This is a genomic window from Candidatus Rokuibacteriota bacterium (assembly GCA_030647435.1).
GTDB lineage: Bacteria > Methylomirabilota > Methylomirabilia > Rokubacteriales > CSP1-6 > AR37.
Genome location: JAUSJX010000149.1, coordinates 1 through 13,709, shown reverse-complemented (window position 1 = coordinate 13,709; position 13,709 = coordinate 1). Strand labels below are relative to the sequence as shown.

Sequence of the window (13,709 nt, the reverse complement as noted above, 5' to 3'; positions counted from 1 at the left end):
CTACCCTCTCCCCCGAGGGGATAGGGAGAAACGGGAAACCATAACCCACTCCCCCGAGGGGAGAGGGAGAAACGGGATACCAGAACCCTCTCCCCCGAGGGGAGAGGGAGAAACGGGAAACCAGAACCCTCTCCCCAGAGGGGAGAGGGAGAAACGGGAAACCAGAACCCTCTCCCCAGAGGGGAGAGGGGGAAGCGGGAAACCAGGACCCTCTCCCCCGAGGGGAGAGGGAGAAACGGGAAACCAGAACCCTCTCCCCCATCGGGGGAGAGCGTAGGGTGAGGGGGCCAGAGACGAGGGGGCCAGAGACGAGGGGGCCAAAGACGAGGGGGCGAGGAAGACGGACGGGTGCGTCCTGGGCACAACTCCGCGGTTGGCGTGGGTCACGGACAAGCTCCGGCGCTCATGGGGATTCGAGCGCCCAGTATAGCGCGGCGAGGCCTCAACCCCAGAGGGACGAGAGAGGGATCGTGAGACCCGGGAGCAGCGGGGGTGAGAACGTGTCATCGCCCGCCAGGCTCGCCGCTCGCCGATACTGCCCTTCGCTCAGCTCGTACACCTCCAGAACCCGTGTCTCGGGGTCAGCCAGCCAGTAGTGACGCACTCCGTGCCGGGCGTAGAGTTTCGCCTTCTCGACCCGGTCACGGCGACCCGTACCCGGAGACAGGATCTCCACGATCAGATCCGGGGCGCCCCGGACCCCTCGATCGGTGACGATCCCGGAGCGTTCTCGGGTGACAAACAGCAGGTCCGGCACGACCACGGAGGTCTCCTCGAGGATGACGTCGAACGGGGCGATGAAGACTTCACCGAGTCCCCGAGCAGCCACGAAGGGCTTGAGGGCGACAAGCAGGTTGGCGGCGAACTGCTGGTGGGCGCGGCCCGGTGAAGGCGTCACGTACAGCTCTCCCTCGATGATCTCGTAGCGCTTTCCGTCGTCGGGCAGGGCGCAGTAGTCCTCGTAGGTGAGGACGATGTGCCCTGCCGGGGGCTGTTCACGCGCGTTAATCGTCATCGTGTCTCCTCGCCGCCGGCCCTACTCCTGCGGGACGGTCATGATGACCTGGGTCTCGCCCGAGGTTTTGAGGAAGTTCTTGAAGCGGACCACGGTCGCGATGATGGTCGGCTGGACGGCGTCATCGGTCTTGAAGCCGCCCAGCGCCGTGATGAACCCCTCGAAGCCCGTCTCGATGGACTGGAGCCTGAAGCCCGCGGGCCCCTTGAAGATGATGGCCAGGAACCCTTCCTTGACAATGTTTTGCGGCACGATGACCTCGTCCACCCCGTCGCCGTCAAGGTCGATGGCCAGCGGCGTGGGCTCGATCTTGTAGAACAGGCTCCGCCGCACGCGGCTGCTCGTCCCCACGCTCAAGGTCTCGAGGATCATGACGCCGCCCCCCACCGCTGTCGACGATCGCCAGATATCCTCAGCGTCGGCGGCCATCTGGAGCCGGTTGGCCTCGTCGATGAAAGCCAGCACACGCGAGTCCTTGCCGCTCATGTTGGAGAAGACCGCGCCCATGGGCCTGAAGGCCTGGTGCACGTGCACCGAGTGCTCCTTCACGAGCTTGCCGTCCTTCCAGGCCATCTGGTCCGCCTGGCCCGGGGTGAAGAACTTATCCGGGCTGAAACGCTGGGTCCACAGCGTCTGCTTGTGCCCCTGACCCGTCAGGTCCACCGGGAAGAGGAACGTGTCGAGATTGTCGGCCAGGAATTTCGGCTTGCCGTCCTTCGCGCTCAGGATGAAGGAGTTGAGCCCGATATTGGGGTCGTATCGGTTGCCCACGATCTCGAAGGCGCCGTCGCCGTCGAGGTCCACGAAGTACAGCGAGAAGAGGCGGCCCAGGGAACGCACCGAGATAGACCACTCGGCCTCGAGTTTCGTGCCCACGATCTTGTACTGGTAGACCTTGTCCCCGTCGCTCACCACCATGCGCGGAATCTTGTCCGTCGGCGTCACGCCCACGTCGATGGCCACGACCGCGAAGGGGAACTTGGCCACCTCCCGGAGCGGGATGCTATTCTCCCCGCTGGAGTAAGAGCCCGCCTCGAGCTCGCGGCCCAAGAGCCGCGCCAGGAGGGAGCGCTGCTTGGCCTGCGGCGGGTTGGCCGGGCCGCCCTGGGAGAACCGCCCGCCCGCCGTCGTCGGGCGAATGGACGGCGGCACGAAGAAAGCTGTGGCGAGCGCGGCATCGGCCCGCGGCAGCTGGAAAAGGCGCACGTCCATGTACGGCTTCGTCTCGATGCGCTTGAAGTAGACCACGAGGAGGTTCTCGACCTTGTGGCGCTCGGCCGCCTGCGCCAAACCCTTGCCCTCGAGCGCCTCCTCGGGCTTGATCCCTTGCTGACCGAGCGCCACGCCGAGGGAGTCACCCATCCCTACGCTGAAGCGCCCGGTCCGGCTGAGCCCATCCACCACCTCCTGGAGGGCCGCTTCGATGAGGTTGTCCTTGACACCCGTCGAGAGGGGAAGCACGGTCAGGCGGATCTTCCCCGCCGACACCCTCGCCTTGTCACCTGCGGTGATGTCTGCGCCCTGGACGACCTTGGCGGTGGAATAAGCCTCGAAGACGTCGATGACGCTCACGCGACCGAGGGTCTTCTCGGTGCGACCCAGCACTTCACCCGTCTTGGGGTGTTTGAGCTCCTCTCCCTCGCGGTAGACCGCCAGCTCCACGCCCGCCACGACCCCATCGCGCCGGCCTATGGACAGCGTGACCTTGCCACCACTGACCTGGATGACATCACCCGCGACCTTGGGGAAAAGGGCGGCCACTTGTTCCACGAGGGTGCTGATCTGGGTAGGCGCCTGCCCTCCCGCGGGCGCGGTCTGAGCCGAGGCCGGAACGGCGGCAAACGTCAGAAGAAGGAGGGCTGGGAGCAGTCTCTTCATGCGGCCATGATACCGACGCGGGCAGCGGACGGCAAGCAATGGAGATTAAAAGCCCGGGCCCGGGGGTTGCCCCCCGGGCCCGGGTCCTACAGAGGCTCGCCTAGAACGAGAACCGAACGCGAGACGTGACGATGGAGACGTCCGAGGTGTTGCGAGGGCCTGCCGCGGGGTCCGTGATGGCGTCGAGCGCAGGGCCCATGACCATGTAACCAACCGCATTGTCCCAGGCCAGCCCAGGGGCGAAATTCCAGGAGAGCACACTCATGAACTCAGTGCCCACATAGCTGCTGTGACGCCGCGACATCGGGCTCGCGGAGACTCGGTCGAAAGCTGGGAGGATGCCTGCTCCGGCGACCGCCGTGCCGCCTCTATCGACCCCCTCGGCGGTCCAATGTCCGTTCACGCCGGCCATCACCTTAAGCGCCGGCGTCAGAGCGTACGTGGCCTTGGCGCCGAGCTGTATCCGGCCGTATTTGTCCCAGCCGATGGCCGTCCCGGAGTATGCCACTCTGCCCCCGCCCTCGTTCATTGCTTGCGCATAGTCAAGACCCAGCGAGGTGAGCTGTGTACCCCAGTCCCCAAGGTAGCTCGTGTCCGTGCTCAGCGGCTGGAAGTAGCGGACCTTGTTGAGCGTATTGTTCCTGGCCGAGTTACCGGTGGTGTATACGCCCAGCCCCTGGAGGAGCAGCGGACCGAGCTGGAAGCCGGCCCGAAGGTCGATCAGCCACGCGTCAATGTCTGCATTGTACTTCCGGCCGGCGATCGCACCGCTGGGGACGAACGTGGCCGGCGCGAACACGTCGCGATTCCCGAACTGGTAGAGAATGCTCGGATCGAAGGAGAACGGACCCATCCTGTACCGCGCGTCGACGCCCACTGTAAAGCGATCTTCGTTCACGCGCCCGTGGGAGGTTCCGTCGGGGTTGGTGAATGCGGTAGTTGTGTTGAGGCCGCCGCGGCCCTGACGGGCAGCGCCGGTTGTGCCGGAGGCATAGAAGTGGGCGAACATCGGCTTGATGTCGAGACCCTTCATCGGGGTGAATTCAGGAGACAGAATGTAGGCAAAATCATCCCCACGATTCTGGTTGTTGGCGGTGGCTCCCGTGTAGCCGAGCGGCCCGGAAAGCCCGTTCGAGGTTCCCGTCCCGACGAGATTTTCCTCGACCTGCGCGTAGGTGGCCTGGAATTTCAGGCCCGGAGTGACAGTGCTATAGAGGTTGACGCCGGCGAAGTCGCCGTTGGCGTAGGTGGCCAGCTTGTAGCTCGCCGCCGTGCCGAAGGGCTGAGCACCCAGGCGCATGATCGTGGGCACAGGTATCAGCGGAGCTGGGAACTCGACGTAGACCCACTTGACCTCGACGATGCCTCTGGTGTCAGTGTTGAGGCCCCAGCTCCCGCTGGTGCCGAATTGCGTCGCAACTGGCACGGCCGACGCCGCTCCCGCATTGGCGATGGTCGAGCCGCCGGACCCCGCCTGGCCCCAGACCTCGTCGATCTCGAACCCGAACACGCCCTTGGCCGAGCCGACCTCACCGATGATGTCGAATCGACCGCGGGTGCGGGCGTACCACTGCTTGTCTTGCCTGTTGAAGATCCCGTCGGCATTGCTGACGTTACGTGAGTACGTGCTCATGTTGTCGATGAAACCGGTGATGGTGGTCTTGATAACCGGGGCAGCCGCCGGCGCCTGGGCGTCGACGACTGGCGCCATGGTCGCGATCGCGACCAAGAGCGAGAGAGCAGCAAACAAATTCCTTCTCAACATTACCGCCTCCTCATGGTGTGAGTGAACGACGTGCTGCACACGGTGCGTCCTGCCGGTGATCACGTCCGCGCGACAACGGCGCTTCGGCTGCGATCCTTCTACGACTTGCCACTTGTACCCCGGGGAGGCTCACCCCGTCAAGAGAAAAGGGTAAAAATACTCGCCATACGTTTGGCACTCCAGCTCCCCTTCCATCAACCCCGATCAGCCCCCGTCGCCAAGCTGCTTGAGGGCATTCTTGGCCAGCTCGGAGAAGGGCGAGGCCGGGTCGAGGTCCCTGGCCTGCCTGAAGGCGGCCTTGGCCTCGTCTCGCCGGCCCCCTTGGGAGAGCGCCAACCCGAGCCCGTAGTGGGCCGCGACCATGGTCGGCTCGAGCTGGATGGCCGCCCGGAAGGACTCCTGCGCCTCCTGCGGATTGCCCAGCCTGATGTACGCCTCGCCCATGTTGTAGTAGGCGACCTCGGGCGTCGTGTAGGTGGGGAAGGTCAGCGCCTTCCTGTAGGCGACGACGGCGTCGTCGAAGCGGTTCTGCTGTGCCAGGGCGATGCCGAGGTTGTGCTGCAAGTCCGGGCTGTTCTTGTCGAGATCGATCGCCGTCTGGAACTCGGCCTGCGCGTCGACGGGCCGGCCCAGGTTGAGCAGGACCAGCCCGAGCGTGTTGTGGTACTGGGCGTTCTCAGGGTCGAGCTGGAGAGCCGCCTTGAGCGCCGCCATGCCGAGCGCCAGCCGGTTCTCGCTCAGGTTGCGCACGGCCTGCTCGTACGTGGCCTTGGCCTGGAGCTTCCGCACCTCTTCGTCCTGCTTGGAGGCGCAGCCGTGCAGTAGCACGAGTGCCGCGATGACAAGGAGCGGGCCGCGCGCGACGCCCAGCCTTGACAGGGTCGTTTCCGCCCTGTTAGCCTTCATGGTTGTGCCGACCTACGAGTACGAATGTCCCAAGTGCCCCCGCGTTTTCGAGGTGAAACAGCGGATCACCGAGCCCAAGCTCGAGGTCTGCGATCGGTGCGGCGGGCCCATCCACCGGCTCCTGTCGGCCACCCCATTCATCCTGAAGGGGGGCGGCTGGTACGTCACCGACTACCCGTCCGAGTCCCGCAAGAAGGCGTCCAAGTCGGAGTCGACATCGGGTGATTCGGCCCCGGCGGGGGGTGATTCGGCCCCGGCGGCGGGCGATTCGGCCCCGGCGGCCCCGAGCCCCACCGGAGGGAAGTCTAGCACGGCCCAGCCGGCGCCCTCCCCTTCGGAGAAGCCCAAGGCAGAGAAGTCCAAGGCAGAGAAGTCCAAGAGCGAGCCGGCCGCCAAGCCCAAGGCGTCCGGCTCCTCCTCCTCCTCGTCGTCGTCTTCGTCTTCCTGAAACCGGTCTTCCTGAAACCGCGGCTATTTGTCGCGCTCCACCACGTAGTCGGCGACGAGGAGCAGCGTGTCCTTGTCGTCGCCGTTGGGGAAGACGGCGAGAGCCTCCTTGGCGCTCCGGGCGTAGTCCTGCGCGCGCGCCTGCGCGTACTCGACGCCGCCGTAGCGCTCGACCAGCAGGCGGATCTCCTCGAACTCGCCCGGGCCGGCGGCGTGCCGCTTGAGCACGGACTGTATCCTGTCGCGCTCGGCAGGGCTCGCGCGCTCGATCGTCGCGATGAGCGGCAGTGTCCGCTTCCCTTCCTTCAAGTCGGCGCCCACCGCCTTGCCCAGGCGCACCTGGTCGGCGACGAAGTCGAGCGAGTCGTCGCTGATCTGGAACGCGATGCCGATGTGGAGCCCGTAGCGGGTCAACGCCTCGATCCGGTCCTCGGGCACCTTCGCCAGGAGCGCGCCGATCCGGCAGCAGGCCGAGATGAAGGACGCCGTCTTCTGGGTGATGATGCGCAGGTAATCGGCCTCGCTCGCCGTGCCGCTGCGCTTCCGCTCGAGCTGCAGCACCTCCGCCTCCGTCATCGAGACGGTGGCGCGCGCGAGAGTCTCGAGCACGGCCGCGTCGCCGTCAGCGACCATGAGGGCGAAAGACTTCGAGTAGAGGTGGTCGCCGACGAGAATGGAGGCGTCGTCGCCCCAGCGCGCGTTGGCCGAGGGGCGGCCGCGCCGGAGCGGCGCCTGGTCCACGACGTCGTCGTGGATGAGGGTCGCCGTGTGGAGCAGCTCGACCACGCAGCCCATGCGCACCGCGCGCGGGCCGCCGTAGCCCGCCACGCGCGCCGCCATCAGCACGAGGATCGGCCGGAGCCGCTTGCCGCCGGCGCCGGCGATGAACTCGCCCATCTCGTGGATCAGGCCGACGGGCGACGCGATCGCGCGCGCGATGGCCTCCTCGATGGCACGCATCTCGGGACCCACGGCGAGGGCGACGCGCTCCTTGAGGAGCGCCTCCAGCGGCGTCGGGGCTTTCACTGGCGTGACTGGATCAGCGCCAAGGGGTGGATCGGCGCCAAGGGGTGGATCAACGAATAACGACCCGGTCCTTGACCTTGACCTGGTTGCCGGAGGAAACGCTCGACAGCTCGACCACGGAGAACTTGTCCCTGACCTCGGTCACGCGGCCCGTGGCGACCTCCTCGTCCAGCTCGCCCAGGAGCTCGCCGGTGAAGGGGTGGACGATGGCGATCTTGTCCCGGCGCACGCTGACCTGGGCGCCCGGCCTGACGCCGTCCTTGCCGTTGAGATCGATCACGACCCGGCTCGTGTCCACGAAGACCACGAAGCCGCGGTTGGCCGACAGCGTGGGCGCTCCGGCCGGCTGGGTGGTGCCGCCCTTGGCGGCCGCCGCGCCGGCCTTCGGCGGCGGGGGCGCGGCCTCGACGGACACCGCCATCTTCTGGCGCGGGCTGATGCGGCCACCGCCCGGGGGCGCGCCGTACTTGGCCACGATCTCCGGAGGCGCGATGAGGCTGTCCTTGCCGAAGATCAGCGTGCCCATGGTGGTGGGAACCTTGTCGTCCTCCACCCAGATGTACTCGGGCTCGCTCGCCACATCGCCGAAGCGGGGGTTCTTGATAAGGAGCCACTTATTCTCCGCGGCCTTGATCTCGACGCTGGGATCGGAGTCCTTGGGCAGCCCCGCCAGCTCTCGCAGGCTCGGCACTTCCCCGCAGCCGGCGAGCGAGGCCGCGGCCAGCACCAGGCCGGCCAAGAGACGGAGCGCGGGGGCGTTCATGGGGCTTCAAGCATAGCAGATTCGGCGCGGGTCAGTCCTCGGGGCGCGGCTCCCAGGGGAAGCGCTGTTCGCCGGCGCCCTCGGACCGGGTGAGCGCCTCCCGCTTGGAGTAGAGCGCGGCGCCCGTGACGGCCGAGATGAACGTCACGTCGAGGTAGGTGATGCCCCGCCGCTCGATCAGCACCGGGACCAGCCAGGCCGTCACGTCGAGGGACTTGCCGAGCGACACGGCCCGGTCCGGCCGCACCAGCAGCTCCTCGCCCTTCGTCTTGCTGTTGAGCAGGGTCTCGTTGACCTGCCCCGAGTCCACGCTCTGGAAGCGGCGGGTCTGGTCCATGGCCAGCGCCAGCATGAAGGGCACGCGGCGCAGGTCGGCCCTGGCGGTCGTCAGGTCGACCGGCGGGACGACGGCGACACGGATGCGGCCGCGCGTGATGCGCACGCCGTCCTCGGGGCGCGGCCGCGGCCGACCCTCGATGGAGACGAAGGCGGCCTCGGAGAACGCCGCCTCCACGCGCTGCACCTGGGCGTAGCCGAGAACTTCCTCGTACCGGCCGAGGGGCTTGCCCGAGTTCGGGTGGCGGAAGACCTCGCCCTTTCGGAAGACGGTGAACTCCTGCCCGGCGAGCACGCCGTTCTTCTTGGCCAAGTCGATGTAGATGCTGTCGCCGTCCACCTGCACCACCAGGCCTTCGATGGGCGGGAACGCCGCGACGACGTCCTGGAGAATCAGACCGAAGGTGGCGCCTACCTGGTCCGCGATCCCCGCGTGCGCGGGCCCCGCCAGCGTGACGACGAAGACCGCGGCGAAGAGGACTCGACACCACCCCCTCACCCTACCCTCTCCCCCTTCGGGGGCGAGGGTTTCAGGGCGGCCCGCTCCCCTTGCGGGGGCGAGGGATTCAGGGCCCCCTCTCCCTGGAAGAGAGAGGGCCGGGGTGAGGGTCCTAGAAAACGACCGACGGCTGGTGGACACCGAAGACCTTCCGCAGCGCGTGGCAGATCTCCCCGAGGGTCACCTTCGCGCGGACGGCGTCGAGGATGAGCGGGATGAGGTTGTCGCAGCCGCGCGCGGCCCGATCCACGGCCTCGAGCGCGCGCGCCGCGGCCCCTGCGTCGCGGGTGCGCCTGAGGCGATCCAGGCGCTCGGCCATCGCCGCGCTGACCGCGGGATCGACCTGGAAGAGGCCGCTGGGCGGCGGCTCGTCCATCACGAACTCGTTGACGCCCACGACGATGCGCGCCTTCGACTCGACGTCCTGCTGGTAGCGGTACGCCGACTCCTGGATCTCGCGCTGCATGAAGCCGATGGCGCTGACGGAGCCGCCGAGGCCGTCGATCTTGGCGATGTAGGTCTCGGCCTCCTCTTCGATCCTGCGGGTCATGGCTTCCACCGCGTAGGAGCCTCCCAGCGGGTCCGCGGTGTCGGCGACGCCGGACTCGTAGCCGAGCACCTGCTGGGTGCGGAGTGCTACGCGCACGGAGGCCTCGGTGGGCAGTGCTAAGGCCTCGTCCATCGAGTTGGTGTGCAGCGACTGGCACCCGCCGAGGATGGCCGCCAGGGCCTGTACCGCGACCCGCACGATGTTGTTCTCGGGCTGCTGGGCCGTCAGCATGCTGCCCGCCGTCTGCGCGTGGAAGCGCAGCGTGCAGGAGCGCGGGTCCTGGGCCCCGAAGCGCTCCGTCATGATCCGCGCCCACAGGCGGCGGGCCGCGCGGAACTTCGCCACCTCCTCGAGGAGGTGGTTGTGGGCATTGAAGAAGAAGGACAGCTGCGGCGCGAACTCATCCACCTCGAGCCCCGCCGCTCGCGCGGCCGTGACGTAGGCGACGGCGTTGGCGAGCGTGAAGCCCACCTCCTGCGCCGCCGTGCAGCCGGCCTCGCGGATGTGGTAGCCGGAGATGGAGATCGTGTTCCAGCGCGGCACGCGGCCCTTGCAGAAGGCGAACATGTCGGTGATGAGCCGCATGGACGGCGCCGGCGGGTAGATGTACGTGCCGCGCGCGATGTACTCCTTGAGGATGTCGTTCTGGACGGTGCCGGAGAGCCTGTCCGGCGCGATCCCCTGTTTCTCCGCCACGGCGATGTAGAGCGCCAAGAGAATGGCGGCAGTGGCGTTGATGGTCATGGAGGTGGACACGCGATCGAGCGGGATGCCCGCGAAGAGCTCCTCCATGTCCTCGAGGCTCGAGATGGACACGCCGACCTTGCCCACGTCGCTCTTCGCCATCGCGTCGTCGGCGTCGTAGCCCATCTGCGTCGGGAGGTCGAAGGCGACCGAGAGCCCCGTCTGCCCCTGCTCGAGGAGGTAGCGGTAGCGCCGGTTGGTCTCGACCGCCGAGCCGAAGCCCGCGTACTGGCGCATGGTCCAGAGCCTGCCGCGGTACATCGTGGGCTGCACGCCACGCGTGTACGGGTGTTCACCCGGGAAACCCACGTCGCGAACGTAGTCCTGGGCCGCCGTGTGCTCCGGCGTGTACACGCGCTCGAGCGCCGCGCCGTCGGATCCCGCGAAGAGCCCCGGCCTGTCGGGCGACTTCCCGAGCGCGGGCTTGAGCGTCCGCGCTTCCCATAGGCGCCTCGCGTCGTCGAGCCGCTTCCTTTCTTCGGGCGTCACAGGGGCCAATGCCTCATAGCGGGATATTCCCGTGCTTGCGCGGCGGGTTCGAGTCCCGCTTGGTGTGCAGGACCTCGAGCGCCTGGATCAGCCGGCGGCGGGTGTCCCTGGGCTCGATGACCTCGTCGATGTACCCGCGCTCTGCCGCGGCGTAGGGAGTTGCGAACTTCTCCCGGTATTCGCGGGTCTTCTCGTCCTTGAGCTTCGCCGGGTCCTTCGCCGCGTCCATCTCCCGCTTGTAGAGAATGCTCACCGCCCCGTCGGGACCCATAACGGCAATCTCGGCGGTCGGAAAGGCGAAGTTGACGTCGCCCCGGATGTGCTTGGAGGACATGACGCAGTACGCGCCGCCATAGGCCTTGCGCGTGATGACGGTCAGCTTGGGCACCGTGGCCTCGCAGTAGGCGTACAGCAGCTTCGCCCCGTGCTTGATGATGCCGCCGAACTCCTGCGCCGTCCCGGGCAGGAAGCCGGGCACGTCCTCGAAGGTGACGAGCGGGATGTTGAAGCAGTCGCAGAATCGCACGAAGCGCGCGGCCTTCAGGGAAGCGCTGATGTCGAGGCAGCCGGCCAGGTGCGCGGGCTGGTTGGCGACGACGCCGACCGGCCTGCCGCCGAGCCGCCCGAAGCCGATCACGATATTGGGCGCGTAGCCGGCGTGCACCTCGAAGAAGTACCGGTCGTCGAGCACCGGCTGGACGATGTCCTTGATGTCGTACGGCTTGTTCGGCTGGTCGGGGACGACCGTCTGCAGCTCCTCGTCCACGCGGTCCGCGGGATCGGTGGTAGGCCCCACCGGCGGGTCTTCCAGGTTGTTCTGCGGCAGGAAGGTCATGAGCTCGCGGATCAGCGCCAGGCACTCCTCCTCGCTCTCCGCGGCGAAGTGCGCGACGCCGGACGTCGTCCCGTGCATCGCCGCGCCGCCCAGCTCCTCGAAGGAGACCTCCTCGTGCGTGACGGCCTTGATGACGTCGGGGCCCGTCACGAACATGTAGGAGGAGTGCTTGACCATGAAGACGAAGTCGGTGATCGCCGGCGAGTAGACGGCGCCGCCCGCGCACGGGCCCATCACGGCGGAGATCTGCGGTACGACGCCCGAAGCCAGCGTGTTGCGCAGGAAAATGTCGGCGTAGCCCGCGAGCGAGACCACCCCCTCCTGGATTCGGGCGCCACCGGAATCGTTCAGCCCGATCACCGGCACGCCCGTCTTCATCGCGAGATCCATGATCTTGCAGATCTTGCGCGCGTACGCCTCGGAGAGCGACCCGCCGAAGACGGTGAAGTCCTGTGCGAAGGCGAAGACGGGGCGGCCGTGGACGCGCCCCGAGCCTGTCACCACGCCGTCGCCCGGGATGCGCTGGGCGTCCATGCCGAAGTCATTGTTCTGGTGGACCACGAAGCGATCCACCTCCGCGAACGATCCCTTGTCGAGGAGGATCTCGAGCCGCTCGCGGGCCGTCTTCTTCCCCGCCTTGTGCTGGCGCTCGATCCGCTCCGGCCCGCCGGCCGCGTCGGCGGCCTCGTTGCGGCGGTGGAGTTCGTCGAAGCGATCCTGGAGGGACATGGGTGCGGCTCCTTGGAGTGGCCGACGCTGGGGAGTGCCCGGCGGTGTGCTCCCGTCTGAAGGGAAGTATAGGGGCCCGTCGCCGGGAAAGTCAATGAATGCGCGGCTTTTTCGCTTACTGGTTTGACTTCTCGAGGCGCCGTCTGGCATACTTCCGCCCTATGACTCCGCTGGCCCAGGCCGTGCTGGTAATCTGCGCCGTGGTCGTGACCGTGGTGCTCGTCGTGACGCTGGCGTCCTTCAGGCGCGCGACCGCGCGGGCGGAGATCGTGCTGCAGCTTGTGGAGCGGGAGATCCGACCGCTGGCGAGCCAGGTCGAGGCGCTGGCGGCGGACGTGCGGACGCTGTCGCAGACGGCCAACCGCGAGCTGGAGCGGGTCAGCGGCGTGGTCCGCCGCGTGGAGGACATCTCGCTCAAGATCGCGCGGGTGGTCGGCGTGGCGAACAGCCTGGCGTCCTTCCGCGGGATCACGGGCGTGGGCTCAGGCCTCCGGAAGGCGCTCAGCGTGTTTGTGTCGAGACTCAGGACATAGAGAGAGGGAGGACGCGATCATGTCGGACGAGCGTGGTGGGGACGCGGCGGGCTACATGGGCTGGTTCTTTCTCGGCGCCATCGCCGGCGCGGCGGCCATGCTGCTGCTGACGCCCAAGACGGGCACCGAGGCCCGCGAGCTCTTGACGGAGCACGGGCAGGAGTGGCTCAAGAAGGCGCAGGCGGCGGCGGAGGAGGCGCAGGAGAAGGCGGGTGACCTCTTCGGCAAGGGTCGCGAGTACTTCGAGGAGCAGCGCAACCGCCTGGTCGGGGCTTTCGAGGCCGGCCGCTCGGCCATGAAGGAAGAGATGGGCAAGGTCCGCTCCGACGGGTAGCGGCCACAGCGCGACACTGGGAGAGTGCGGGGGCCATTCGAGGCCGCGCCGACGAACCTCGCGGATCTGAGAGCAAGTGCGGCGAGCCCGCGGGGCGAGCCGAGGCGCGAAATGGGGGGACTGCGGGGGCCATTCGAGGCCCCCGCAGTTAAATGTGAATGGCCTGGCCGAGGGCGGCGAGCGTGGCTTCGAGCGAGGCCTCGGACAGGGTCGGGTGGGCGTGGATGGTGTGGATGATCTCCTCGAGCGTGGCCTCGAGCGTCCGCCCCACCGCGAATTCGTGGATCAGCTCCGTCGCCTCGGGACCCACGATGTGGACGCCCAGGATTTCCCCCGTCCGCTTGTCGGCCACGACCTTTAAGAAGCCCTCCGTCTCCCCCAGCGCCACCGCCTTGCCGTTGGCCGTGAAGGGGAAGCGGCCCACGCTGACCTCGCGTCCGTCGGCCTTCGACGCGGCTTCGGAGAGGCCGATGGACGCGACCTGGGGGCGGCAGTACGTGCACGAGGGGACATTGCCGTAGTCCACCGGGCGTGGCGACCGGCCCGCGATCGCGTCGGCCGCGACCACGCCCTCGGCCATGGCCTTGTGCGCCAGCATCTGGCGCCCCGCCATGTCGCCGACGGCGACGCTTCCCTTGCCCGGCGTGACCTTCGCGACCTTGACGCCCGTGCGCACGGTCACGCCCCGGCGGGTGAAGAGCCGCGCGATCAGGGCCCCCGCTTCCTCGTCCTCGACCGGCAGCACGCGCGGCAGCGCCTCGAGGAGGAGAAACAGCTAAGGAATATGTAAATGCCGCGTGGGCAGCATCAGCCCGTTCTGTCGGGGAACAGGCCCGGCATCCACCGGGATGCTAGGGCGG

13 protein-coding genes are annotated in these 13,709 nt (G+C 67.7%); 3 read left to right on the top strand and 10 right to left on the bottom strand.

The window, feature by feature from the left end:
• Nucleotides 1-442: 442 nt before the first annotated feature.
• From Q7W02_25975 to Q7W02_25960, 4 genes are all read right to left on the bottom strand, one after another.
• Nucleotides 443-1,015, bottom strand: a complete 573-nt coding sequence (locus tag Q7W02_25975) for a Uma2 family endonuclease (protein MDO8479581.1) — start codon at nt 1,013-1,015, stop codon at nt 443-445.
• 21 nt (nt 1,016-1,036) lie between these two features.
• Nucleotides 1,037-2,893, bottom strand: a complete 1,857-nt coding sequence (locus Q7W02_25970; protein ID MDO8479580.1) for a hypothetical protein — start codon at nt 2,891-2,893, stop codon at nt 1,037-1,039.
• A 100-nt stretch (nt 2,894-2,993) separates the two neighbouring features.
• Nucleotides 2,994-4,658, bottom strand: coding sequence for a hypothetical protein (locus tag Q7W02_25965; GenBank protein ID MDO8479579.1), 1,665 nt, complete (start codon nt 4,656-4,658; stop codon nt 2,994-2,996).
• A gap of 204 nt (nt 4,659-4,862) precedes the next feature.
• Complete coding sequence (locus Q7W02_25960; GenBank protein ID MDO8479578.1) at nt 4,863-5,564, bottom strand: tetratricopeptide repeat protein; 702 nt, start codon at nt 5,562-5,564, stop codon at nt 4,863-4,865.
• Between Q7W02_25960 and Q7W02_25955 the strand changes: the two genes are divergently transcribed.
• Nucleotides 5,563-6,012, top strand: a complete 450-nt coding sequence (locus Q7W02_25955; protein MDO8479577.1) for a zinc ribbon domain-containing protein — start codon at nt 5,563-5,565, stop codon at nt 6,010-6,012. The two genes, Q7W02_25960 and Q7W02_25955, sit on opposite strands and share 2 nt — an antisense overlap.
• A 23-nt stretch (nt 6,013-6,035) precedes the next feature.
• On the opposite strand, the gene Q7W02_25950 is transcribed toward Q7W02_25955, so the two are convergent.
• The 5 genes from Q7W02_25950 to Q7W02_25930 all read right to left on the bottom strand — a co-directional run bounded on the left by Q7W02_25950 (nt 6,036) and on the right by Q7W02_25930 (nt 11,982).
• A complete protein-coding gene (locus Q7W02_25950; protein MDO8479576.1) occupies nt 6,036-7,037 on the bottom strand; it encodes a polyprenyl synthetase family protein in 1,002 nt (333 codons plus the stop codon).
• Between the two features lie 49 nt (nt 7,038-7,086).
• Complete coding sequence (locus Q7W02_25945; GenBank protein ID MDO8479575.1) at nt 7,087-7,800, bottom strand: FlgT C-terminal domain-containing protein; 714 nt, start codon at nt 7,798-7,800, stop codon at nt 7,087-7,089.
• A gap of 31 nt (nt 7,801-7,831) precedes the next feature.
• A complete protein-coding gene (locus Q7W02_25940; protein MDO8479574.1) occupies nt 7,832-8,635 on the bottom strand; it encodes a hypothetical protein in 804 nt (267 codons plus the stop codon).
• Between the two features lie 112 nt (nt 8,636-8,747).
• A complete protein-coding gene (locus Q7W02_25935) occupies nt 8,748-10,418 on the bottom strand; it encodes a methylmalonyl-CoA mutase family protein (GenBank protein ID MDO8479573.1) in 1,671 nt (556 codons plus the stop codon).
• A 13-nt stretch (nt 10,419-10,431) separates the two neighbouring features.
• A complete protein-coding gene (locus Q7W02_25930) occupies nt 10,432-11,982 on the bottom strand; it encodes an acyl-CoA carboxylase subunit beta (GenBank protein ID MDO8479572.1) in 1,551 nt (516 codons plus the stop codon).
• A 161-nt stretch (nt 11,983-12,143) separates the two neighbouring features.
• Between Q7W02_25930 and Q7W02_25925 the strand changes: the two genes are divergently transcribed.
• A complete protein-coding gene (locus Q7W02_25925; protein ID MDO8479571.1) occupies nt 12,144-12,515 on the top strand; it encodes a hypothetical protein in 372 nt (123 codons plus the stop codon).
• A gap of 19 nt (nt 12,516-12,534) precedes the next feature.
• Complete coding sequence (locus Q7W02_25920) at nt 12,535-12,849, top strand: YtxH domain-containing protein (protein MDO8479570.1); 315 nt, start codon at nt 12,535-12,537, stop codon at nt 12,847-12,849.
• Nucleotides 12,850-12,997: 148 nt separating this feature from the next.
• Here the strand turns inward: Q7W02_25920 and Q7W02_25915 are convergent, their stop codons facing one another.
• Nucleotides 12,998-13,594, bottom strand: a complete 597-nt coding sequence (locus Q7W02_25915) for a hypothetical protein (GenBank protein MDO8479569.1) — start codon at nt 13,592-13,594, stop codon at nt 12,998-13,000.
• Nucleotides 13,595-13,709 lie beyond the last annotated feature (115 nt).